This is a genomic window from Pseudobutyrivibrio sp. OR37, from assembly GCF_900113655.1.
GTDB lineage: Bacteria > Bacillota > Clostridia > Lachnospirales > Lachnospiraceae > Pseudobutyrivibrio.
Genome location: NZ_FOQF01000003.1, coordinates 57,614 through 79,853 on the forward strand (window position 1 = coordinate 57,614; position 22,240 = coordinate 79,853).

21 protein-coding genes are annotated in these 22,240 nt (G+C 38.4%); all 21 read right to left on the reverse strand.

What is annotated here, in order from left to right; translation table 11 throughout:
* Positions 1–10: 10 nt before the first annotated feature.
* Positions 11–652, reverse strand: coding sequence for a CPBP family intramembrane glutamic endopeptidase (locus BM097_RS02230; protein ID WP_090545467.1), 642 nt, complete (start codon positions 650–652; stop codon positions 11–13).
* A complete protein-coding gene (locus BM097_RS02235) occupies positions 639–1,292 on the reverse strand; it encodes an HAD hydrolase-like protein (protein WP_090545470.1) in 654 nt (217 codons plus the stop codon). The genes BM097_RS02230 and BM097_RS02235 overlap by 14 nt, the downstream gene beginning before the upstream one ends.
* The gene (locus tag BM097_RS02240; RefSeq protein WP_090545472.1) at positions 1,289–3,529 is read right to left on the reverse strand and encodes a DNA gyrase/topoisomerase IV subunit A; all 2,241 of its coding nucleotides are present in this window, start codon (positions 3,527–3,529) and stop codon (positions 1,289–1,291) included. Before BM097_RS02240 ends, BM097_RS02235 begins: the two co-directional genes overlap by 4 nt.
* Positions 3,522–5,447: a DNA gyrase/topoisomerase IV subunit B gene (locus tag BM097_RS02245; RefSeq protein WP_090545474.1), complete on the reverse strand. Its 1,926-nt coding sequence runs from the start codon at positions 5,445–5,447 to the stop codon at positions 3,522–3,524. Before BM097_RS02245 ends, BM097_RS02240 begins: the two co-directional genes overlap by 8 nt.
* 75 nt (positions 5,448–5,522) lie before the next feature.
* The gene (gene dut, locus BM097_RS02250; protein ID WP_090545476.1) at positions 5,523–5,960 is read right to left on the reverse strand and encodes a dUTP diphosphatase; all 438 of its coding nucleotides are present in this window, start codon (positions 5,958–5,960) and stop codon (positions 5,523–5,525) included.
* A 20-nt stretch (positions 5,961–5,980) separates the two neighbouring features.
* Positions 5,981–6,472 (reverse strand): anaerobic ribonucleoside-triphosphate reductase activating protein, encoded by a 492-nt coding sequence (nrdG, locus tag BM097_RS02255; protein ID WP_090545478.1) that lies wholly within the window; start codon positions 6,470–6,472, stop codon positions 5,981–5,983.
* A gap of 122 nt (positions 6,473–6,594) precedes the next feature.
* Positions 6,595–8,718 (reverse strand): anaerobic ribonucleoside-triphosphate reductase, encoded by a 2,124-nt coding sequence (nrdD, locus tag BM097_RS02260; RefSeq protein ID WP_090545480.1) that lies wholly within the window; start codon positions 8,716–8,718, stop codon positions 6,595–6,597.
* Positions 8,719–8,888: 170 nt separating this feature from the next.
* Positions 8,889–9,878 carry a radical SAM/SPASM domain-containing protein gene (locus BM097_RS02265; RefSeq protein WP_177197340.1) on the reverse strand — a complete coding sequence of 330 codons (990 nt, stop codon included), beginning with the start codon at positions 9,876–9,878 and terminating at the stop codon, positions 8,889–8,891.
* Positions 9,872–11,596 (reverse strand): DUF2207 domain-containing protein, encoded by a 1,725-nt coding sequence (locus tag BM097_RS02270; RefSeq protein ID WP_090545484.1) that lies wholly within the window; start codon positions 11,594–11,596, stop codon positions 9,872–9,874. The genes BM097_RS02265 and BM097_RS02270 overlap by 7 nt, the downstream gene beginning before the upstream one ends.
* Positions 11,577–12,608, reverse strand: coding sequence for an NAD(P)H-dependent glycerol-3-phosphate dehydrogenase (locus BM097_RS02275; RefSeq protein WP_090545486.1), 1,032 nt, complete (start codon positions 12,606–12,608; stop codon positions 11,577–11,579). Before BM097_RS02275 ends, BM097_RS02270 begins: the two co-directional genes overlap by 20 nt.
* Before the next feature lie 120 nt (positions 12,609–12,728).
* The gene (locus BM097_RS02280) at positions 12,729–13,388 is read right to left on the reverse strand and encodes a glycerol-3-phosphate acyltransferase (protein WP_090545487.1); all 660 of its coding nucleotides are present in this window, start codon (positions 13,386–13,388) and stop codon (positions 12,729–12,731) included.
* On the reverse strand, positions 13,388–14,713 hold the full coding sequence (gene der, locus BM097_RS02285) for a ribosome biogenesis GTPase Der (protein ID WP_090545490.1): 1,326 nt from the start codon (positions 14,711–14,713) through the stop codon (positions 13,388–13,390). Before der ends, BM097_RS02280 begins: the two co-directional genes overlap by 1 nt.
* Before the next feature lie 234 nt (positions 14,714–14,947).
* A complete protein-coding gene (locus tag BM097_RS02290; RefSeq protein ID WP_090545491.1) occupies positions 14,948–16,267 on the reverse strand; it encodes a DUF512 domain-containing protein in 1,320 nt (439 codons plus the stop codon).
* Positions 16,261–16,620 (reverse strand): YraN family protein, encoded by a 360-nt coding sequence (locus tag BM097_RS02295; protein WP_090545493.1) that lies wholly within the window; start codon positions 16,618–16,620, stop codon positions 16,261–16,263. Before BM097_RS02295 ends, BM097_RS02290 begins: the two co-directional genes overlap by 7 nt.
* 18 nt (positions 16,621–16,638) lie before the next feature.
* Entirely contained in the window at positions 16,639–16,926 is a 288-nt protein-coding gene (locus BM097_RS02300; RefSeq protein ID WP_090545496.1) for an EscU/YscU/HrcU family type III secretion system export apparatus switch protein, read from the reverse strand.
* 2 nt (positions 16,927–16,928) lie between these two features.
* Positions 16,929–18,800 (reverse strand): flagellar hook-length control protein FliK, encoded by a 1,872-nt coding sequence (fliK, locus tag BM097_RS02305; RefSeq protein ID WP_090545498.1) that lies wholly within the window; start codon positions 18,798–18,800, stop codon positions 16,929–16,931.
* A gap of 10 nt (positions 18,801–18,810) precedes the next feature.
* Positions 18,811–19,575, reverse strand: a complete 765-nt coding sequence (locus BM097_RS02310; RefSeq protein WP_090545500.1) for a ribonuclease HII — start codon at positions 19,573–19,575, stop codon at positions 18,811–18,813.
* Position 19,576: 1 nt separating this feature from the next.
* The gene (gene lepB, locus BM097_RS02315; protein ID WP_090545704.1) at positions 19,577–20,200 is read right to left on the reverse strand and encodes a signal peptidase I; all 624 of its coding nucleotides are present in this window, start codon (positions 20,198–20,200) and stop codon (positions 19,577–19,579) included.
* A gap of 71 nt (positions 20,201–20,271) precedes the next feature.
* Entirely contained in the window at positions 20,272–21,111 is an 840-nt protein-coding gene (ylqF, locus tag BM097_RS02320) for a ribosome biogenesis GTPase YlqF (protein ID WP_090545502.1), read from the reverse strand.
* Between the two features lie 17 nt (positions 21,112–21,128).
* A complete protein-coding gene (gene lepB, locus BM097_RS02325; protein WP_090545504.1) occupies positions 21,129–21,728 on the reverse strand; it encodes a signal peptidase I in 600 nt (199 codons plus the stop codon).
* A 96-nt stretch (positions 21,729–21,824) separates the two neighbouring features.
* Positions 21,825–22,175, reverse strand: a complete 351-nt coding sequence (gene rplS, locus BM097_RS02330; RefSeq protein ID WP_090545507.1) for a 50S ribosomal protein L19 — start codon at positions 22,173–22,175, stop codon at positions 21,825–21,827.
* Positions 22,176–22,240: the final 65 nt, after the last annotated feature.

Consider the following 22,240-nt stretch of genomic DNA (forward strand, 5'->3'; position numbering starts at 1 on the left):
TTGATAAGTTCTAGCTAAAAATAATAACGATTAGATTAAGAAGACAATGAGCTGCTATACACAATGAAAGCCGCTTTGTCCTAACATACATAACCCCTAAACCAATGCCTACAACCAAAGCATATATAAATTGTACTATATTATTGTGCAGAATTCCAAAAAAAATCGAAGAAATAAGCACTGATGGAATAAGGCCATACCAAAGGTATAGCTGGCCTGTTACTATTCCTCTAAGTAACAGCTCTTCTAATATAGGTATCACAAGGCAGTTGCAAAGAACCTTGATAATGAGATTCCCATCTGACAAGGTGTTTTCGGCATGCTTAAAGCCCTCAGATACCTGAGCTATGCCTGTCTGGGTAAGCAAAATATTAAGAACGATTCCAAGAGCTACTACACCAATCACCCATAAAATATAGTTTACAAGCTGTCTCTTATCAGTTAGCTTTTCAGGGATTAGCTTTGGTATGGATTGATAGATAATATACATAGGTATAATGCAAACAATGCCTGCAATTAGCAGACATGTAAGCTTGCCATATTTATCGCCTATTATATCAATTAAAAGAGCAACCCCTAACTGATATACAATAAAATAAACTAACAGTGGATATATAATTTGTACAATGCGATTTGTTTTAATTTGCTTCAATGTAATCTAGTACCTCGCCTGGATAATCAAAAATAACAGTTGCTCCTGCATCCTCCAAATCCCATCTTGAGCCAAAGCCCCAGGTAATTCCTATGCAGGAAATACCAGTTTGCTTTGCACCCTCAGCATCATATTTTGTATCGCCAATAAGAACTGTCTCTTCACGCTTGTGCCATGGAGCCCTTTCAAAGCAAAGCTCTATAACTTCTGCTTTAGTATCGATTTTAGCATCAAGTGTTGCTCCACAAATATCTGTAAAATAATGGTCTATGCCAAGCTCCTTAAGAAGCTTTCTTGCTGTAGGCTCAGGCTTGGAAGTGCAAACAAACAGGCAATAGCCTCTTTTTACCAAATCCGAAAGGACCTCTTCAATACCTGCATATACCTTAGCATTAAACATTCCATTTTCGTCATCATAAAACTTTCTGTAGGTAGCAACAGCACCATGAAAGTCCTCCTCCCTAATATGTAAAATATTAGGGAAGGAATATGTAAATGGTGGTCCTACACACTTGCGAAGAGTGACATAATCTGGAATATCATATCCGTATTTTGTAAGTGCAACCTTTAAACCGTCGATGATTCCAGGAGCTGAATCAACCAGTGTACCGTCTAAATCAAAATAAACATTTTTTATCATTTCTTAACGCCCTTTGTATCTCTTGATGCCACATGTAATCTGCCAATTGCTACGGTCTTGTCCTTAACCTTAACATCTATATTTTCGCCTTCTTCAAGAACATAGATATCAATAAGCTCGTCACCCTTGGCAAGCTTCATTCCACGAACCCCAACGGCTGTTTTCTTCTTTTCAGGAACAGTATCCCCTTCTATACGAAGGAACATATCCTTTTTAGACTGCATAACTACACTATTTCCTGGATTAAGCACCTTGACACAGATTAACTCATCCTTATCAGCAAGCTTTGTAGCAGCAATTACTTTTCTGGAAACATCAAATTCTTTACCATCAACAAGCTTAATCATGGCTGTTTTAGTACCAAATAAAAGCTTCTTAGAAATAACATTTTCCATTGAATCTGCAAAAATCAGATTTTCTTTGTTAAGATCAAGCTTTGAGCCCTTTTCGGCTGTATCAATAGGTTGACCCTTATCTCTAAATTTACCGAATGGAAGTGACAGAACCTTGATAGTATGCATATCACCGCTTCCTGTAAATAAACAAAGCTTATCGGTATTTTTACAAAGAATAATCTTTTTCGATTCAGTTTCAGCAGCCTCTCTATTACGCTCAAAGGTAGGCATATCAACTACTCTTGCATAAGCAAATCTATCAATAAGAACTGCTACATCAATAACCTCGATTGGCTTTTCTTCAATAACAGCCTCTTCAACGTTATCAATGACAGTATGTCTTTCAGTGGCATATTCCTTTTTGATTGCGTGAAGATCCTTAATGATAACCTTCGCCATTTCTGCGCGACTAGAAAGAATCTTAGAATAAGTAGCAATCTTGTCCAAGGTATCCTGATAGTCACCTCTTAAGGCTTCAATTTCTAAGCCAATAAGTCTATGAAGACGCATATCAAGAATTGCCTGAGCCTGGCGCTCTGTAAAGTGAAGCTCTTCGGCAGCTCTTCTTGAAGCTTCTGATTTGAATTTAATACCAACACTTACACCATCAACAAGGCAAGCCTTGGCCTGCTTTACATCCTTAGAACCGCGAAGAATTTCAATGATTAAATCAATAACATCACAAGCCTTAATTAAGCCTTCCTGAATCTCCTTCTTATCCTGTTCCTTGCTAAGTAAATGTGTATACTTTCTAGTGCAAAGCTGATACTGGAAATTCACATGATGTCTGATGATTGGAACGATACCAAGAGTCTCTGGCTTGCCATCAGCTACCGCAAGCATATTTACACCAAAGGTATCCTCCAAACGAGTCTTTTTGTAGAGAAGATTAAGAACATTGTTAGCATCAGCTCCCTTACGAAGCTCAATAACAATCTTCATCTGCTCGCCCTTAGACTGATTTGATATATCAGTGATATCGTTAGTCTTTTTAGTCTCAACTAAAGAATAAACATCATTTAAGAACTTTCCGATATTGGCACCAATCATTGTGTAAGGAATTTCAGTAATAACAATCTGTTCCTTGCCGCCCTTAATCTTTTCAATTTCCGCCTTACCACGGATTTTGATTTTACCAACACCTGTAGAGTAGATCTCAAGCAAATCATCCTTGTTTGTGATGATTCCACCTGTAGGAAAATCTGGACCAGGAATAACCTTTAGCATCTGTGCTGTGTTAATATCTGGATCCTTCATATAGGCAATAACGCCATCAATAACTTCACCAAGATTGTGCTGAGGGATTGATGTAACCATACCTACGGCAATACCATCAGAACCATTAATAAGGATGTTTGGCACCCTAACAGGAAGAACCTCTGGCTCCTTTTCTGTCTCGTCGTAGTTAGGAACAAAATCTACAACATCTTTATCAAGGTCCCCAAGATAAACCTCCTGGGCAACCTTTGCAAGACGAGCCTCGGTGTAACGCATGGCAGCGGCACCATCACCTTCGATAGAACCAAAGTTACCATGACCATCTACAAGTGGAAGGCTCTTTTTGAAGTCCTGACTCATAACAACAAGTGCTTCGTAAATGGAGCTGTCACCATGTGGATGATATTTACCCATGGTATCACCTACGATACGGGCACTCTTTTTATATGGCTTGTTGTAATCTACCTTTAACTCGTACATATCGTAAAGTGTACGACGCTGAACAGGCTTAAGGCCGTCTCTAACATCAGGCACTGCACGAGCAAGAATAACCGACATAGAATAGTCTATGAAAGACTTCTGCATTATCTCAGAATATTCTGTTCTTATAATTTCACTAGGCATCTATTTCAGCCTCCTTAGCATGTTTATAGATAAATTCTTTTCTTGGAGCAACATCACTACCCATTAGAAGCTCTGTAACCTCTGATGCCATAAGAGCGTCTTCGATTTCTACAAGCTTAAGCTTTCTACGTTCTGGATCAAGGGTAGTCTCCCAAAGCTGTTCCGCATCCATTTCACCAAGACCTTTGTATCGCTGTAAGGTGAAGGATTTTCCAACCATTCTCTTACGATATTTTTCAAGAGCAACATCATCATAAAGATATTCCTCCTCACCCTTTGTAGGGATTGCCTTGTAAAGAGGTGGCATAGCAATATATACATGTCCCTCTCTAATAAGCTCTGGCATAAATCTATAAAAGAATGTAAGTAGAAGTGTGCTGATATGAGCACCATCCACGTCGGCATCGGCCATAATTACAATCTTGTCATAGCGAAGCTTTGAAATATCAAAATCATTACCATAGCCTTCTGAGAAACCGCAGCCGAAGGCATTAATGAGTGTCTTGATTTCAGCATTTGCAAGAACCTTATCCATTGAAGCCTTTTCAACGTTAAGAATCTTACCACGAATAGGCATGATTGCCTGATACATACGGTTACGAGCCTTTTTAGCAGAACCGCCAGCGGAATCTCCCTCTACGATGAAGATTTCACACTTGCTGGCATCTCTTGATTCGCAGTTGGCAAGCTTTCCATTCTGATCAAAACTGAACTTCTGCTTTGTAAGAAGATTTGTTTTTGCCTTTTCTTCAGACTTACGAATCTTTGCAGATTTTTCTGCGCAGGAAATTATAGCCTTAAGTGTTTCAAGGTTTCTATCGAAGTAAAGAATAAACTCATCCTGACATACCTTTTGTGTAGCCTTTGATGCATCTGGGTTATCAAGCTTTGTCTTAGTCTGTCCTTCAAAACGAGGATCAGGATGCTTGATGCTGACAATAGCTGTAATACCGTTTCTTACATCGGCGCCTGTGAAGTTAGCGTCCTTATCCTTAAGAATGCCAAGCTCTCTGGCATAATTGTTAATGACTGTAGTTAAAACAGTCTTGAAACCAGTAATATGTGTACCACCCTCAGAGTTGTAAATGTTATTACAAAAGCCAAGGATGTTTTCCTTGAATTCATTGCAATATTGGAATGCTACCTCTAGCTCGATTCCATCAGCGCTGCCCTTAAAATAAATAACATCATGAAGCGCTTCTGCAGTCTTGTTGATTTCCTTTACAAAGCCTTTGATACCATCTGGCTCATGGAAGGTCTCATAATCAGGCTCTTCCTGACGTAAATCTGCGTAAATTATAGTAAGGCCTGGATTAAGATATGCTGTCTCATGAAGACGGCTCTTAATATCGTCCTCCTTGAAATATGTCTTTTCAAAGATTTCTGGATCTGGTAAGAAATTGATCTTTGTACCATGCTTTGTTGTCTTTGAAATCTTTGGAAGAAGTCCATCTACCAGCTTCTCAACTGGAACACCTCTTTCGTATCTATCGTGATGAACATATCCCTCACGTGAAATATCAACTGTCATATATGTGCTAAGTGCGTTAACAACAGATGAACCTACACCGTGAAGACCACCACTGGTTTTGTATACACTGTCGTCAAACTTACCACCAGCGTGAAGTGTAGAGAAAACAAGACGTGCAGCAGGAACTCCCTTTGCATGTAAACCAACAGGAATACCACGCCCATTATCTTCTACTGTACAGCTGCCATCCTTTTCTAGTGTGACATAAATTGTATCGCATTCGCCGGCTAAATGTTCATCCACAGAGTTATCTACAATTTCGTAAATAAGATGATTCAAACCCTTTCTAGATGTGGAACCAATATACATACCAGGACGTTTTCTAACGGCCTCAAGTCCCTCTAAAACGGATATGCTACTTTCATCATAAGTAACCTTTTTTGCCATAAACTTACTCTCTTTCAAATTTTTTATAAAAAACAGCTAAAGGCGTCTGGAAAAACCAGGCGCCAATTAAAAGCTTTAGTGTTTTCCTGTAGAACCAAATCCACCAGCTCCTCGGACTGTATCAGAAAGCTCTGATACCTCATTAAAGCTAACAGGTAAAAATGGAACTACCACAAGCTGAGCAATTTTCTCAGCAGGTGTCACAACTCTTTGAACCTCTCCATCATTGTGAAGAGCAACCTTAATTTCTCCCCTGTAGTCTGCATCTACAACACCCACACAGTTGGCAGGTCTAAGTCCTTCCTTTGCTGAAAGACCGCTTCTTGCAAAAATGCCTCCGAAATATCCCTCTGGGATTTCCATTACAAGACCAGTTCCAATCATTTTGGTCTCGTGAGGCTCTATAGTAACATCCTCTGTAACATCTGCAAACAAATCATATCCTGCAGCAAATGCTGAACCTCTATCTGGAAGCTTAGCAGAGTCTGTTAAACGCTTAATATTAATATCCATTATTTAATTCTCCCTATATTTTAATCACATGCAAGCACAATCTGACCTAGCTTAAGTGTCTGAGGTACATCAATAACTCGCTGATTAATGCTTCCTCTCCATTTTGCCTGCAAATCTATCTTATCAATTTCAAATTCTCCGTCAACTAATACGTCCAAATAATTCATAATTTCTAGCTCTTTTATTTCCTCAAATGAGAAACCTGTGTAGAGCCAGACGGTCTTCCCGGGAAACCTCTCCCTAATCTCCCGGGCAAGGGCCGTCACTTCCTGTCTATTGCCAGGAAATAGTGGGTCACCACCACTAAATGTTATGCCTGATATATAGTCGCGAGATAATGACTCGTACAACTCTTCCTTTGCTGCATCGTCGAATTTGATGCCACTGTCAGGATCCCAGGTCTGAGGATTCTGGCATTCCTTACAATGATGATCGCAACCTGCTACCCAAAGTACTACGCGCAAGCCATCACCATTGAGCATATCATCCTTCGTAATATTATGGTAATTCATTATGTCTATTCTCTCCCTAGTCCGCAATTTATTACGTTAACAAGCATTATTATTCTTCATTCGACTAACATGTCTCATTCAGAACAATAATAGCTTATTAACTATAAATTGCTCTTCTATATTTACATTGATTTACGATCGGCTATTTCTGCCATTTTTGCTTCATTTAGACGAGTGTCGCCCTTTACACGTGAATAAGATAAATATCCATTCATGCGGTCAATCTTTGTAAGATTCTTGCTACCGCATACTGGACAAACATCCATTTCAAGCTCTTGATGACCACAATCATCGCAATATGAAAGGGAAAGATTAACTCCTTCGTAAAATCCCTTATCCATGGCACGACGAACTAAAGTCTTAACTGCTTCACGGTTATAGTTGATTGGATAACGAACATATTGGATTTTACCACCGTTTGAAAGCTCCCAGAAGCGTCCCTCTAAATCCTGCTTTTGGATTGGTGTAATATCCTCTGTAACATGGCAATGGAATGAATTAGATACATAAGGTCTATCCGATACATTCTCTACAAGGCCATATTTATTTCTGAACTGTTTAATCTGTAAGCCACAAAGATTTTCAGCTGGTGTACCGTAGATAGCATAAAGATTGCCATCCTCTTCCTTAAACTGATTAACCTTTTCGTTTATATGCTTAAGAACCTCGATAGCGAAATCTCCATCCTCAACTAAAGATTTGCCATTGTAAAGCTCCTGAAGCTCATTAAATGCTGTGATTCCAAAGGATGCTGTAGCTGCCTTAAGAAGTGGCTTAATCTTATCGTGGAAGCCAAGGTGTCCACCATAGAAGCCGCCTTCGCAATATGCAAGTGGGTTTGTAGATGCACGCATCTCACCAAGGTATGCATAGGTACGAATGTGAAGCTTTCTAATCATCTCCAAATAGTAATCAAGCACCTCGTAGAAATCTCTAGATTCCTGACGAGCTTTTGCGAGAATCATAGGCAGATGAAGCGATACTGCACCAATATTGAAACGTCCAATAAATACAGGCTCATCATTTTCATCAGCCGGCTTCATGCCGCCTCTTTCATACCATGGTGAAAGGAAGGCACGACATCCCATTGGAGAAATAACCTTGCCGTATTTTTTGTACATGCTAGCAATATAGCCTTCTCCCGTAAGTGAAAGCCAATCAGGATACATAGTCTTTCTAGAGCAATCAATACCTGCTTCGAAAACATCCTCGAGCTCTTTTCCAGGACCATGGAGATTTTCATCATAAAGGAAAACAACCTTAGGGAAAAGAACTGGCTTTTTGAAGCCTGGCTTGCCCTGGCCGATTGAACGAACCTTAAGGCATGCCTTAGATGCCATCTTTGCAAAAACGCTAGTTCCAAGTCCAATTGTAACAGTAATAAATGGATAATCACCACGAGAAGATGCAACTGTGTTGAACTTGTACTCCCACCCCTGGAAGCCCTGCTCCATCTCACGCTGAACCTCAGCCATAGCAACTTCTTCAGCCTTATCCTTTTCAATTCCAAGATTTATGTATTTTTCAACATATTTGTCGTATGATTTCTGAGCATATTTTTCAAGAATCTGATCTGCCTGTGGAATAGTGAAACCACCGTACTGCTGGCTGGCCGCAGAAAGAACGATATCACCGATAACATCAAATGCTACATCAAGGCTCTTTGGCTCGTTGTAGAAGATGTTACCCATTTCAAAACCGCCCTCAAGTACTGATTTAACATCAAACAAGCAGCAGTTCATGGTATCACGTCTGGCGTTCATATCATGAATGTAAATATATCCATCACGGATAGCCTGAATTTCTTCTGTTGTAAGGAAAAACTTTTTATAAAGCTCACGGTTAAGCTCATTAAAGATTAATGAACGTTTTGTAGAGACAAGCGCAGAATCTGTATTTGAATTCTCCTTGTCACCGATGTACATAATGTTTTGAGACTTCTTGTAAACATCATCAAGCATTTGTACGAAATCCTGCTTATAGTTTCGATAATCCCTGTAAGACTTTGCCACCATAGGATTAACACGTTCCAAAGCACCTTCAACAATATTATGCATTTGCGCAATCTCAATTTTCTCAAGGCCAAGCTCCTCCACTCTTTCCTCAACAAATTGACAAATAAACTGCTCCTGCTCAGGTGTAAATTTAACAAGCACACGTGTAGCTGACTTACCAACAGCATCTACAACCTTTTGTACGTTAAAAGGCTCCAGTGCGCCGTCCTTCTTAACAACAAATTTTTCCATCACAACCTCCGGGTTTTATCTAAAAATAATTGCATTTGTATATAATATTCTGTCAATATCTAGTTTCCCACAAATAAAAAACTACTAGATATTGTGTTGATAGAATTATACTACCACCACATTATCTAGTAGTCAATAGACTTCTGTACCACAAAATAAAGTTTCACAATTTAGTCATAATAACACCCTACATCTTTATGATTTAAATCACCATAGGTGGCATAAGTAAGGCACTTTAGCCCACCTTTACAGAATGAGCAATAGTCACAATCCATACATTCATCAGGGGTAGTATCATCTCTAAGCTCCTGTAGCACCCTAGAATTATAATATAAATCCATCATGTTATCCTCTAGCAGATTCCCAACCACTATAGGCATACGTCTACAAGGAACTAAATCACCATTTTCCATGACAGTCAGCAAGGTATCTCCTGCTGTGCAGGAATATGGCAAATTATTAGTCTTTAAAAATTGCAGGGCACGATATAGCGCCACTTCTGTTTTACAGCCCTGTCTTCTTAGTGCAAAGCTCTCCCTTGTGATTATATCAAGATACTCTTTCGTTTGCTCTTTATTCATGCAAAGGTTAACTTCTGGAGAATTCAATGGAATATATCTATCCGACCATACAGTGTCCACTCCATATCTTTTTGCAAACTTAACGACCTTTGGAAGCTCTTTATAATTGAGAGCCGTTGCAGTAAAAGATAAAGAAACATAAACATTGTACTTTTTCAGCAGCTTTACAGCCTTTGCAACTTTAGAATAAACGCCCTTGCCTCTTATATAGTCGTTAGTTTTCTTGCTGCCTTCCAGGCTCACCTGAACGTATTCTGGGCCATAACTGGCAATCCTTTTTGCTATCTCATCAGTGATAAGCGTGCCATTTGTAAGAATCGAGAAACTATATAAATCTCTATCCTTCTTAAACTCTTCTAAGAGCTCAAAAAAATGAGGAGAACACAGTGGTTCCCCTCCTGTTATATTAATATGTCCTTTTATTTTCTGCTTCTTAAGAAGCTGTCTGTATTGATTTAAAATGTCAAAAAGCTGCTCACTATTAAGTGAAACAGGTGCATGACCTTCTTGATAACAATGTAAGCATTTAAGATTGCAGCTTTCACTGATATGCCATTGCAATACAAATTCTCTTACCATGAGCCGCCTCCGCCGCAAGAAGAACATCCACCACCACAAGATGAGCATCCGCCGCCACATCCTGAACTAGAGCTAGAGCTAGAACCGCTACTTGTAGATGTATCTGTGTAATATACAGAGCTTGTTATATTATCTGTATATTTAATATATCTATTTGTTGCATTTGCAGTGTAATCATATTTCTGCACAAGCTTTTTTGATATACCCAATATAAAGGCATAAGGAAGGATCTCATCAAAGTAATCATGGTCGTCTTTTATCTTAGCCTCTAGATCCTGCTTCTTGATTGTAGATAAATAATTCTTGTATGCTTCTATCCTAGCTATAAGCTCTTCACCATAAGCAGATTTTTTAGGAGTTTTGACTGCAAAAAAACCAGTAGCTATTACTGATAAAAAAGCAGGTAAAAAGAACCATCTAAGGGTTGGATCCATATCCTCTGACCAAATATAGGCAACGCATATCCCTATTGAAGAAATCAAAAACAAAAAGCTTGAAATCATAAACTCAACATAGGATGCAATATTGTAAATCTTAGAATCGAATTTCTCCTCTAACATTTTATTAAGCTTACTATTGAGCTTACGTATACGAGTATCCTCAGCCGGAATAACATTGTAACCATTTTTAAAAAGCCCGTCATATACAAGCTTTTCTGCATCGGACAATGCGACCTCGCTCTTGTTTACTTTTTGTAATGTCAGCTTCTTTTTGCTACTTGGATTCTTGATTCGGATATACCCTTTGGTTGCCAGCTGAATGATTACTGTAATAAGTAACAGTTGGCCACTTCCACCATAAATATATCCCATTTCAACAGCTTCAAGCCCACCAACATTAATTCCTGATACATCACCTTTGTCAAACAAATCACTGTCTTTGTTTTTATTCCAAAAGAAAAAGCTAACTAAAAGACTAAGCATACACAATGCGCTTAATACAAATGCAGTTGTCTTGTAATTAACCTGAGCAGCTTCAAAATAACCGTCTGGCAACTCCACATCCACAGTAAGTGCGCCATTAAGGTTATAATCCTTTGACACCTGAGCTACAATAGTATTGTCCTCGACTGTATAATCCACGTAAGAAGTAATATCTTTTTTACGCTTTTTATCTGCAAAGAATCTAACAGCGCTTGTATCGTCAATCTTCTTTGGCAAATTTATAGTGACCTTGGCTCCATTTATTTCTGTGCCCCAGTAATCACCAAAAGCATGAAAAATCAGTTCGTCGAAGCCCTTATAAATATCTCCGCCCATATCATAGTCATATGAAATCACATACTCATGGATTCCTGTATCTAAGGTTTCATAGGCGCTTCCAATTTTGACTCTTTGCTTGCCTTTAATTGTATCTACTTCATAGTCCTCATTTTCGCAACGTAGATTTGTTATTACCCCTCGTCTAGATTTAGTTTTACCATCCTTTGAAGTATATTTAAGCCATTCTGGAACAAAACGAAAAATCCCATGATGCCCAGTTTCATAGAAATTAACACCGATGATTTCTATAACATGAATCTGATTTTTTGTATTTACATCCAGATTTACTTCATAATAATCGATTGTAAAACCGTCGGCTTTAGAATCGTTTTTTCCTGACGTAGCACTAATGTGACTAAAAACCATGATTCCAGCCGAAATTAAAACAATTATTCCTAAAATAAAAAAGGTTACACCGAAGAAGTGCAACCATTCCTTACATCTTTTGAACATCATAACACTCCCACTCTAAATCTGATGTTTCATCTTTCTTTGAACGAGTCATCAGCTCATAGACCGCATCCTTTGCAGCCATGCCATCGAAAAGAACTGCATTTACCACATCAACGATAGGCATTTCAATATCATATTTTTCTGCCAATTTTTTAGCAGCTTTAGCTGAATAAACGCCTTCAACAACCATTGCTACCTTTTCCATGGCCTCATCTTTGGACATCCCCTGACCAATGTAAAATCCTGCCATTCTATTACGAGAATGCATAGATGAGCATGTGACAATTAAATCGCCAACACCAGTAAGTCCAGCTAATGTCTCTGCCTGTCCACCCATTGCAACAGCAAGCTCTGAAATTTCTTTAATACCACGTGTAATCAGAGCCGCCTTTGCATTATCTCCAAAACCAAGACCATCTGACATACCTGCAGCAAGAGCGATGACATTTTTAAGAGCAGCTCCCACCTCGATACCCTTAACATCAGGGGACGAATAAACTCTAAAATATTTATTCATGAAAAGATTCTGTACGAATAGAGCTGTCTGCCTATCGGTTGAGCCAGCTACAACTAAAGTAGGCTTGAATACAACTACCTCTTCTGCATGGCTTGGACCTGATAGAACACATATCTTCTTATCAGCTCCGAGTACATCTTCTAATATCTCTGTTTGAGTATATAAGGTATCCTCTTCAATACCCTTTGTTACAGTAATAAAAATCTGATTTGAATTAACAAAATCCTTAACCTTTTCTGCAGTCTCTCTTGTAGCCTTTGAAGGAACTGAGAACAAAATAACATCTGCTGATTTTGCAGCAGATTCAATGTTGGCAGTAAACTCCATAGACTTTGGAAGCTTTACGCCTTTAATTTTATCGCTGGTATGAGTATCGTTCATCTGGTCTACCTGTGACTGTCTGTGTGACCAAACCTTTACCTCATGACCATTCTTATTAAGCATAACAGCCAGGGCAATGCCCCAGCTACCTGCACCAAGTACACTAATTCTTGCCATAAATTACCTCTAGTCTTTATAAAAATTACGCTGGTTACGGCAACAATCTCTATATTACTACGTCGCGAGATTGGCTCCTTTAGTAATATAGAGATTGTTACCTACCAGCTGCCCGTTACTTTACGCTCTTGTCTCTGGGTGGAATGAAAACTTATTCTCGGTGCCGTTAAGTAAGCGTCCGATGTTTGCATGATGAAGTGCAATTGAAAGAGCTGAAACAATACAGCAAATAATTACAACTTCTTTAAGCTGTCCACCTGGATACTTTTCAGATAAAAGTCCAAGGCATGCTGCAACGATTATTTCAATTGCAAAGGAAAGCTCACCTATAATAGAACCAAGTGATACATATCTTGTTAAAGCAACAAGACCAATAAATACAACTGCAGGAATTGGAATTCCCATTGGGAAAAGTGCAATGATGAAGCCTAAAGTAGATGCAACACCCTTGCCACCCTTAAAATGTAAATAACAAGGAAAATCGTGTCCAAGTACACAGCCCAAACCTGCATATACCATATAAATATTTACGTTTTCTACGAATCTTCCAAATGTAAGCCAAATGAAAAATACAGCTATAACACACTTAAAGCAATCCCATGCAAGTGTAATAAGACCTGCAGGAACACCTAAGTTTCTCATAGTGTTGGTAGAACCTAAATTACCGCTACCAACCTTTGTTAAATCAATGTTCTTTGATTTTCCGATGAAATATCCCATCAGAACCATTCCAAAACAATACCCAATAATAATTGCTAAAATTCTCCCCACTACAGCCATTATTCGTTTTCCTTTCTCTCTCTAATAATAAATTTTAAAGATGTTCCTTCGAAACCAAAGGCATCTCTAATTCGATTTTCTAGATAACGAACGTATGAAAAATGCATCAAGTATTTTTCATTAACGAAAATTACAAATGTAGGCGGCTTAACCGCAACCTGAGTTGTGTAGAATATCTTAAGTCTCTTACCCTTATCTGTAGGTGGCTGCTGAAGTGCAACTGCCTCAGATACGATTTCATTGAGGACACCTGTTGCAATACGCATAGAGTTGTTCTCTATAACTGCATCGATTGTCTCGTAAATTTTTCCAAGACGCTGACCACTTTTAACAGATATGAAAAGAATTGAAGCATAAGGCATAAACGAAAGAATCTGGCGAATCTTTGTCTCGTGCTCCTTCATAGTCTTATCATTCTTTTCAATGGCATCCCATTTGTTTACACAAATAATTATACCCTTTCCACGTTCGTGAGCAATACCAGCAATCTTTGCATCCTGCTCGGTAACACCTTCAGTGGCATCAATCATAATGATAACAACATCTGCTTTTTCAACAGAAGCTACAGCTCTAACAATTGAATAACGCTCTAAGTCTTCTTTGATTTTGCTCTTTCGACGAAGTCCTGCAGTATCAATAAAGATATAGTCCTTGTGATTGTAGCGAACCCTTGTATCTACTGCATCACGAGTAGTACCAGCGATATCTGAAACAATAACACGGTCCTCACCACAAAGCTTGTTAATAAGAGATGATTTACCTACATTAGGCTTACCGATAACGGCAATCTTTGGAGTATCGTCCTCTTCCTCATCCCCTGTAGGCTCTGGGAAGTAGCTACATACAACATCAAGCATATCACCAAAACCAAGACGTGAAGATGCTGAAATAGCGATTGGATCACCAATTCCCAGATTATAGAACTCGTAAACATCTGCCATATCTCTTTCAAAGCTATCTACCTTGTTAACTACAAGTACTACAGGCTTGTGACTGCGACGAAGCATATCTGCAACCTTTGAATCACTATCCTGTAATCCCTGCTTTACATCAACAAGGAAAACAATAACGTCTGCAGTATCGATGGCAATCTGAGCCTGTTCTCTCATCTGGGACAAAATGATGTCCTTTGAATCCGGCTCAATACCACCTGTATCAATCATAGTAAAATCATAGTTAAGCCATGAAATATCTGCATAAATTCTATCTCTTGTGACACCTGGTGTGTCTTTTACAATTGAAATACGCTCTCCAGCAAGTGCATTAAAAAGCGTAGATTTTCCAACATTTGGGCGGCCAACAATAGCCACAACTGGTCTTGCCATATCTTACCTCTTTCTTTCCTAGTCCGTAATCAGTTACGTTCACAAGCATTATAATTCTCCGTTCAGCAGAACGCTTCTCTTGAGAATCATAATAGCTTGTGAACTACTGATTACTCATCTATAAACTGTAGAACAAAATCTAGTTAACAATGTATTTCAATTCTGAAGGAGACATCAGTCGACGTAAGAATTCGGAATCATTGTTAACGTGAGATTTTGAACACAGCGTAAATTTTATCGTCCGATTATCGCGTATACGAAGTCGCGACCGTCTGATTGTACTATACGTGTTTTAACTTGTAAAGCATCCTCAAGCTCTGAGAGAGTTATATCATCAAGAAAAACCTCTTCCCCGCTTCGAAGCATTGTACAAGATAAAAGAAGATTATCTCCTAAATCTTTGTCCTTAAGCTGTTTAATTAAATCCTGGCCAGTGATTAGTCCAGAAACTGTTATTTCTTCACCAAAGAACTCATTTGTTATTGCAACAACATCAACAGTAACCTTTTTAAACTTTTCAGTGATTATTGCGGCAAGCTCTCTCATGAATGGAGCTGCAAGCTTTCCTGTTGCAATCGTAACATGACGTTTTTTCATAAATAATGGCTTTTTGATGTCCTCAAGAGCATCTAAAACCTCTTCATGTAAAAGACGAAGCATTCCAACGCCATTTTCAAGCTGAATAAAACCGTCATATCTATCTGCTTCTGGAAGAGGTCTTCCTGCTAATATGTACCATTCATCAGAAGCCTGAACAAAATGATTGCCAAAGCGTTCCATAGCAACATCCTGCCAATGCTCAATCTGGTCAATAACCTTGCCAGCTTCCTCAGCTGTATAAGTCCTTAATGGGAAAAGTCCGTCTCTAAATTTTGTTACACCAACAGGAACTACAGACATGGAGCTCATTACCGGTGCAAATTGAAGCAAATCAGATATTGTTCTGTCTAATTCAGGCCCATCATTTAAGCCTGGGCACGCAACTACCTGAGCATTCATAGGAATCTCTGCTTCGTAAAGCTTACGAATCTTATCTAATATATCTCCTGCAAATCGGTTGTGCAAAAGCTTAACTCTAAGCTCTGGATTGGTAGCATGAACAGAAATGTTGATAGGTCCAAGCTTGTAAGCGATGATTCTATCTAAATCCGCCATTTTCATATTTGTAAGGGTAACATAATTACCCTGCAAAAATGAAAGTCTGGTATCATCATCCTTAAAATACAAAGTCTCACGCATGCCAGGTGGCATTTGATCTATGAAGCAAAAGGCACATTTATTGGAGCAGGATTTGTAATCATCCATAAGACCATTGCAAAAAATTACTCCTAAATCCTCCCCCTCTTCCTTTTCAACTAAAACAGTAGAGGTAGCTCCATCCTCATGCAAAAGCTCAACAGTGATATTTGCATCGTCCGAATAATAATGATAATCAAAAATATCTACAAGTGTTACATTATTAATTTTTGTGATTATATCGCCAGGTAAAAGGCCTGCTCTTTCAGCGGGGCTGCCTTCCATAATACTGGCTATTTTATGACTTGAATTTAACATACTGGTATATATTCAAAAGCATTTTTTAGATGCTTTAAATGTCCTTCCTCTATAACAACTACATCAAACCTAACATTTGTGTCACCACTATAATGATGACTAAACATATAATAATCAGCAACACGACTGATTTTTCTCATTTTGTTGAAATTAACTGCCTCAAAGCCAGAGCCTTTGGCAGAAGATTTTCGATATTTTACCTCTACAAAGACTAGGTACTCCTCGTCTTTAGCAATTATATCGACCTCACCCATTTTACAATAAAAATTTAGTTTAAGTATAGTCATTCCCTGGGTTTTTAGGAAATTTGCTGCAAGTTTTTCAAAATCATTCCCTTGTTTTCTACTATTCAAATAAACCTCAATTCTAATCTAAGCAAGTTTTGCTTTAATCTTCTCCATGTCGTTAACAAAGACCAAGATTTCCGCAACAACCTCGTACAATTCCGGTGGAATTGCATCTCCTATATTAAGTTTACTAAGAGTCTGGGCAAGCTCATTATCCTGATAAAATGGCACATCCGCCTTCTTGGCTTCCTCAATAATTTGTTCTGCCACGTAACCCTTTCCTGATGCTAGTATTTTAGGCGCAGAATCTCCCGCCTCATAGGAAAGTGCAACTGCAGTTTTGTTTTTATCAAAATCCTTTTCCGCTGCCATGCTTAAGCCCTCATGTCAAAGCTATATCTGTGAACCATTCCATCTTTTGAAACCTTGTTCTCTACAGGCGGTACTCCAAGAAAATCAAAAGCATTACTTGCCTTTGGTTCCCCACAGGTAACCTCAGATGAAACATTGAAGCCTTTTCTTGCCAAACGTTCCGTAAGTATATCCAAATTATCCTCTATAAGCTTCATAGAATCCTCATTGGCAAGAGTCCATTTACAGCCCACATTTGATTCCTTCAAGCTAATAAATACATCGGTAGAACCAAGATACTCCATATCAAAATGTAAAAATGCAGTAATCTCTTCGCCTGCCTCGTAGGAGATTTTTTTGTTTTGCCTTACGTAAAGCATGCTATCAGTATTTTGATTATACATCTTAAGTGGAATCTGCACAAAATTGTACATATCATTGGCAGAATTCATAAAGTTGATATTTTGCTTTATTTCACTGGTCTGATTCTTGATGGATTCTGCCGCCTTATTATTAAAGGCTGCCACCAATTTATCTAATGCCTCTGTTTGCTTTAAGACTCTTTCATAAAGCTTTGAAATTTCTCCTGGCTTTGTCACATCCTTAGGCTCCATAGCAAAGCTATTGGAAATAATACTCTTTAGCAAACCTCTATACAAAGGCTCTCTTACTATATCATTCAAGGTTTCTTTTGGAATATCAGGATGATTATTAAGATAATCCGTAATTTCCCTAAAGAGCTGATTAACATCTGCATCTGCCTTAAGGGCTCCATTTTCAGCAAAGATAGCCGTATTATCCTTTGGAAAATCGGGAAGAGTGTTAAGAATTGTATTAAAGGACAATACCTGCTTTTCACTGGCAAAGCTATTAATTACATTTTCGCCCATTTCGTTTTGAGCAAGGTTAGATTCAATTGAAGACTTTGCTTCAAGCTGACTTTGGGTTGTCGACTCAGCTGTGGCTGCAGGGGCACTTTCCTGCGCGCCATTATTAGCCTGAATATTCTCTAGCCCTTTATCCATAGTAATTTCAAGCTGTTTTGCCAGATTCGCTGCTTCTTTAACGGTAGCAGCCCCTTCTTCTATCACTTCTACAGATATAGAAGATGCACTTTCAGGATTATTACCTGCTAGCTGGGAGGATATATTTTCTGTTGTAGCAGACATTTCTGTAGTAACCTGCTCTAAAGCGGCCGCCTGCTCCATACCATCTACAAAAATCTCTTTTATGCTATTGCTAATATTTATCACATCAGCTGTAGAAAGCTCCTCTGATGCCATAAGCTCTGGAAGCATATTAGATATTGTTTCAAAATTGTTTGAAAGCACAGCCTTGTCATTAACATAGTTTTGGAACATGTTAACGTTGTCAGGTGTCAGCTCCATTCCTGCCTTACTCATTGCAACCAGTGTATTAATATTGGCTTCAGGATTATTTATCATAACCCTATTCATAGCTGCAAGACTCTCTGGACTAATGGACATAGAGTTTTGCATCATTGAATTAACCATATTAATGGTACGCTCATTTGCCACAAGATTAGCCATATCAAGGGCTTTTAAAAGTGTGGGATTGGCAGCTAGACCCTCTAAAGAAACTGGACGAATTTGCACAAGATTACCATCATTGCTTTTAACCTCAAAAAACACAGACTGCCCTGGTGTAATATTGACGCCATAATCAAGACGCGCAGTCATAGTCTGTCCATTGGCAAGTCCAATGGTAACCTTTCCGTTTTCGATAGAGTTTACAGAGCCCTCAAAAACTTCTCCTTCTTTTAAGGTATCTGCAACACTACCTGTCAACGACTGACTCTGACTCATCTTTGTTCTATCAGCAGCCTGATTTACATAATTAGAGTTGTAAGGATTCAGTCCAGTGTTAATGTTCATAAATCACCTATTATATAAAGTTTCCAATAAATGAACGTCTGTGAATTGGGCATGGGCCATATTCCTTTAAGGCCGCAATATGCTCAGCACTTCCATAGCCCTTGTTTGATGCAAAATGATATTCTGGATAAATGTTATCGTATTCCACCATCATTCTATCTCTGGTAACCTTAGCAATAATACTTGCTGCACCGATAGAAATAGATTTAGCATCACCCTTAATTATAGGGACCTGCTGAATATTTACCCCAGGAATGGTGACTGCATCGTTAAGCAAAACCTGAGGCTCAACTGAAGCTTCTGAAATAGCCTGTCTCATAGCCTCATAAGTAGCCTGTAAAATATTGATTTCATCAATGCGCTGTTCTGAAACTACACCGATGCTAACAGAAACAGCCTCCTTCATGATAATATCGTAAAGCTCATCACGCTTTGCAGCAGAAAGCTTTTTAGAATCATTAATATAAAGAATATTGCAATCCTTTGGCAAAATAACACAGGCTGTAACAACAGGGCCAGCAAGTGGGCCTCTGCCTACTTCATCTATTCCACCAATATAATCGTAAGTTTGCCAATATTGATTTTCATATTCCTTTAGCTTTTCTATACGCTCCTGCTCAATTCTAAGCTTTTCCATTCGCTTTTGAGCAACGCCGATGATTTTTGAAACTCCAGGTCTGCCATCAGAAATATATTCTTCAATAAAATTAGGCAAACCATCTATAGAGATTTCTTTGTATTCTTTTTGGATTTCTGAAATTTTCTTATCGCTCATCTTATTCTATGTTATCTACCAGTCCAAAGTTGTTAAAAGGATATACTCTAACCCACGCTTTACCTACAATATCATCCCCATGGATGTTTCCAACGGCCTCAAAACGTGAATCTGTACTATTATTACGATTATCTCCAAGAACAAAGTATTCATCTGTGCCAAGTAATATTTCATTTGATGCAAGACCTGAATTAAGAATAACCTCTGTTCCATAGTTTTCTTCTAAAGGCTTGTCATTGATGTAGATAGTACCATCAATATCAATACGAACAACCTCTCCAGGAAGACCTATAATACGCTTGATATAGTATGTATCCTCCTCATACTGATATGGAAATACAACAACATCGAAACGCTCTGGATCATGGAATCTATAGCTGATTTTATCAACAATAAGATTATCACCATCTGAAAGTGTATCTTCCATTGAAGATCCACTAACAACAGTACGCTGTCCTACAAAATGAGTAATTAGAAATACAATGGCAAAACATATAAGAACATTAATAATAACGCTTATGACTTCCTTACCAATAGATTCCTTGGTGATTTCTTCTGAATCACCATCCTCGGAAGGTTTACTGTCTTTTGAAGCAAACTCTGATAAGTCCTCAACATCCTTCATGTTCTTTCTTGCATTTTCAATGTTTTTCTTAATTTGCTGTTCTTCTTCGTTAAAGTCGATTACATTCATGTTTATGGCCTCTCAAGTGATATTTTTCCTAGACTACCATTTCTAAATTCGTCTATAAGTACAAAACAAGCTTTGTCAAAATCTAACTCAGAACCTTTTTTCACAAAGTTTCTTTTTGCAGCGATACCAGAAATGATTTCGTGATTAATTAAATCCTCATCAACATCGTATCTTGCTTTTAAAACTCCAGGATATTGCTCCTTTAAAAAATCAGTAAGCTCTAATGCCAATTCCCTGGTTTCGATAATTGCATCATTAATAGAACCAATGAATGCAAGATGAAGACCTACTGTGTTATCTTCGAATTTAGGCCAAAGAATACCTGGCGTATCTAAAAGCTCAACAGATTTATTAAGCTTAATCCATTGTTTTCCTTTTGTGACACCTGGCTTATTGCCAGTCTTTGCCACTGATTTTCCGGCAAAGGAATTGATAAATGTAGATTTACCAACATTAGGAATACCAACTACCATAGCTCTAACTGGTCGATTCTTAATTCCTCGCTTTCTGTCCTTTTCAAACTTAGCAGCGCAGACCTCGTCCAAGGTAGCCTGTACACCCTTCATATTTTTTCTATCTCTAGAATCTAGCTCTACAGCATAATATCCCTTTGATTTGTAATATTCTATCCATTTTTGATTGGCAGCTTTATCCGAAAGATCAGATTTGTTAAGAAGGACCAATCTAAGCTTACCATTTGCAAGACCATTGATATCTGGATTAGTACTAGAAATAGGACATCTTGCATCAATAACCTCTATAATCAAATCTATAAGCTTTATATCCTCCTGCATCTGACGTTTTGCTTTCGTCATATGGCCTGGATACCATTGAAATTCCATAAGCACCTCTTAATTTATTATTTGAAAGGATAAGTCATCCAAACTCTTCCTAATATATCCTCGTTTGAAACGAATCCAACACTCTCATATCTAGAATCCTCAGAAGAATTACGATTATCACCTAAAACAAAATACTGGTCCTCCAGCAAAGTAATTGGCGATGCAGCAATACCTGGATTCTCTATGCGCTCTACCTCAAGATTTTCTTTATAAATCTCGTCATTAATGTAGATACGACCATTGTTTATATAAATGGTATCCCCTGGAACCGCAATAACTCTCTTAACACTATAGCTTGCATTAACATTAGACTTTGGCTTAAATGCAATAACCTCACCTGTCTTTGGCTCAGAAAATTTATAAGCAATAGTGTTTACAAGTAATATATCGGATGTTTCGTATGTGGGTTCCATAGATGCATTAGAACATTCTACCTGCTTTCCAAACGCAAGTACAACGCCAAATGCGACTGCGATAACTACCGCAATCTCAAGAGCAAATATAAGAACATATTGAACTTTATCGAAATTGATTTTTCTACGCCGTCTATTAAAATTAAGTCCATTTGACCTGCGGCGGAATAAACTACTATAAAAATTGCTAATTGATGTAAACATACTAAGTATCCTTTTAATCTTTAGTATAAATATACCGCACTTTGCAATAAAAATAAAGAACAGCCGCAAAACCTGCGACTGTTCGAACTTTCGAGACTAGATTCTCTCTTTAACCTTAGCCTTCTTACCTGTGAGCTGTCTGAGGTAGAATAGCTTAGCTCTACGAACTTTACCTTTTCTAACTACTTCGATCTTCTCAACGTTAGGGCTGTGAAGTGGCCAAGTCTTTTCAACACCAACACCGTTTGATGACTTACGAACTGTGAATGTCTCACGGTTGCTTCCGCCCTGTCTCTTAATAACTGTACCTTCAAATACCTGAGTACGTGTACGGTTACCTTCAACGATACGGCCGTAAACCTTAACTGTGTCGCCTACTGCGAACTCTGTAACTTCGCTCTTAAGCTCAGCTGCTTCGATGTTTCTAATAATCTCGTTTGCGTTCATTTTAAATCCTCCTAAACTGGCGACGTTCTTGATATTCCCTATTGAATAACAGCGGACCATCTCTT

What these genes read in the sequence shown, in the direction of transcription:
- rplS (WP_090545507.1), bottom strand. Translation starts at nt 22,175, where the DNA reads ATGAACGCAAACGAGATTATTAGAAACATCGAAGCAGCTGAGCTTAAG.
- BM097_RS02265 (WP_177197340.1), bottom strand. Translation starts at nt 9,878, where the DNA reads ATGGTAAGAGAATTTGTATTGCAATGGCATATCAGTGAAAGCTGCAAT.
- BM097_RS02240 (WP_090545472.1), bottom strand. Translation starts at nt 3,529, where the DNA reads ATGCCTAGTGAAATTATAAGAACAGAATATTCTGAGATAATGCAGAAG.
- BM097_RS02280 (WP_090545487.1), bottom strand. Translation starts at nt 13,388, where the DNA reads ATGGCTGTAGTGGGGAGAATTTTAGCAATTATTATTGGGTATTGTTTT.
- lepB (WP_090545504.1), bottom strand. Translation starts at nt 21,728, where the DNA reads ATGTTTACATCAATTAGCAATTTTTATAGTAGTTTATTCCGCCGCAGG.
- BM097_RS02290 (WP_090545491.1), bottom strand. Translation starts at nt 16,267, where the DNA reads ATGTTAAATTCAAGTCATAAAATAGCCAGTATTATGGAAGGCAGCCCC.
- BM097_RS02235 (WP_090545470.1), bottom strand. Translation starts at nt 1,292, where the DNA reads ATGATAAAAAATGTTTATTTTGATTTAGACGGTACACTGGTTGATTCA.
- nrdG (WP_090545478.1), bottom strand. Translation starts at nt 6,472, where the DNA reads ATGAATTACCATAATATTACGAAGGATGATATGCTCAATGGTGATGGC.
- der (WP_090545490.1), bottom strand. Translation starts at nt 14,713, where the DNA reads ATGGCAAGACCAGTTGTGGCTATTGTTGGCCGCCCAAATGTTGGAAAA.
- lepB (WP_090545704.1), bottom strand. Translation starts at nt 20,200, where the DNA reads ATGAAGGATGTTGAGGACTTATCAGAGTTTGCTTCAAAAGACAGTAAA.
- BM097_RS02310 (WP_090545500.1), bottom strand. Translation starts at nt 19,575, where the DNA reads ATGAGCGATAAGAAAATTTCAGAAATCCAAAAAGAATACAAAGAAATC.
- BM097_RS02300 (WP_090545496.1), bottom strand. Translation starts at nt 16,926, where the DNA reads ATGGCAGCGGAAAAGGATTTTGATAAAAACAAAACTGCAGTTGCACTT.
- BM097_RS02270 (WP_090545484.1), bottom strand. Translation starts at nt 11,596, where the DNA reads ATGATGTTCAAAAGATGTAAGGAATGGTTGCACTTCTTCGGTGTAACC.
- BM097_RS02245 (WP_090545474.1), bottom strand. Translation starts at nt 5,447, where the DNA reads ATGGCAAAAAAGGTTACTTATGATGAAAGTAGCATATCCGTTTTAGAG.
- nrdD (WP_090545480.1), bottom strand. Translation starts at nt 8,718, where the DNA reads ATGGAAAAATTTGTTGTTAAGAAGGACGGCGCACTGGAGCCTTTTAAC.
- fliK (WP_090545498.1), bottom strand. Translation starts at nt 18,800, where the DNA reads ATGAACATTAACACTGGACTGAATCCTTACAACTCTAATTATGTAAAT.
- ylqF (WP_090545502.1), bottom strand. Translation starts at nt 21,111, where the DNA reads ATGGAATTTCAATGGTATCCAGGCCATATGACGAAAGCAAAACGTCAG.
- dut (WP_090545476.1), bottom strand. Translation starts at nt 5,960, where the DNA reads ATGGATATTAATATTAAGCGTTTAACAGACTCTGCTAAGCTTCCAGAT.
- BM097_RS02275 (WP_090545486.1), bottom strand. Translation starts at nt 12,608, where the DNA reads ATGGCAAGAATTAGTGTACTTGGTGCAGGTAGCTGGGGCATTGCCCTG.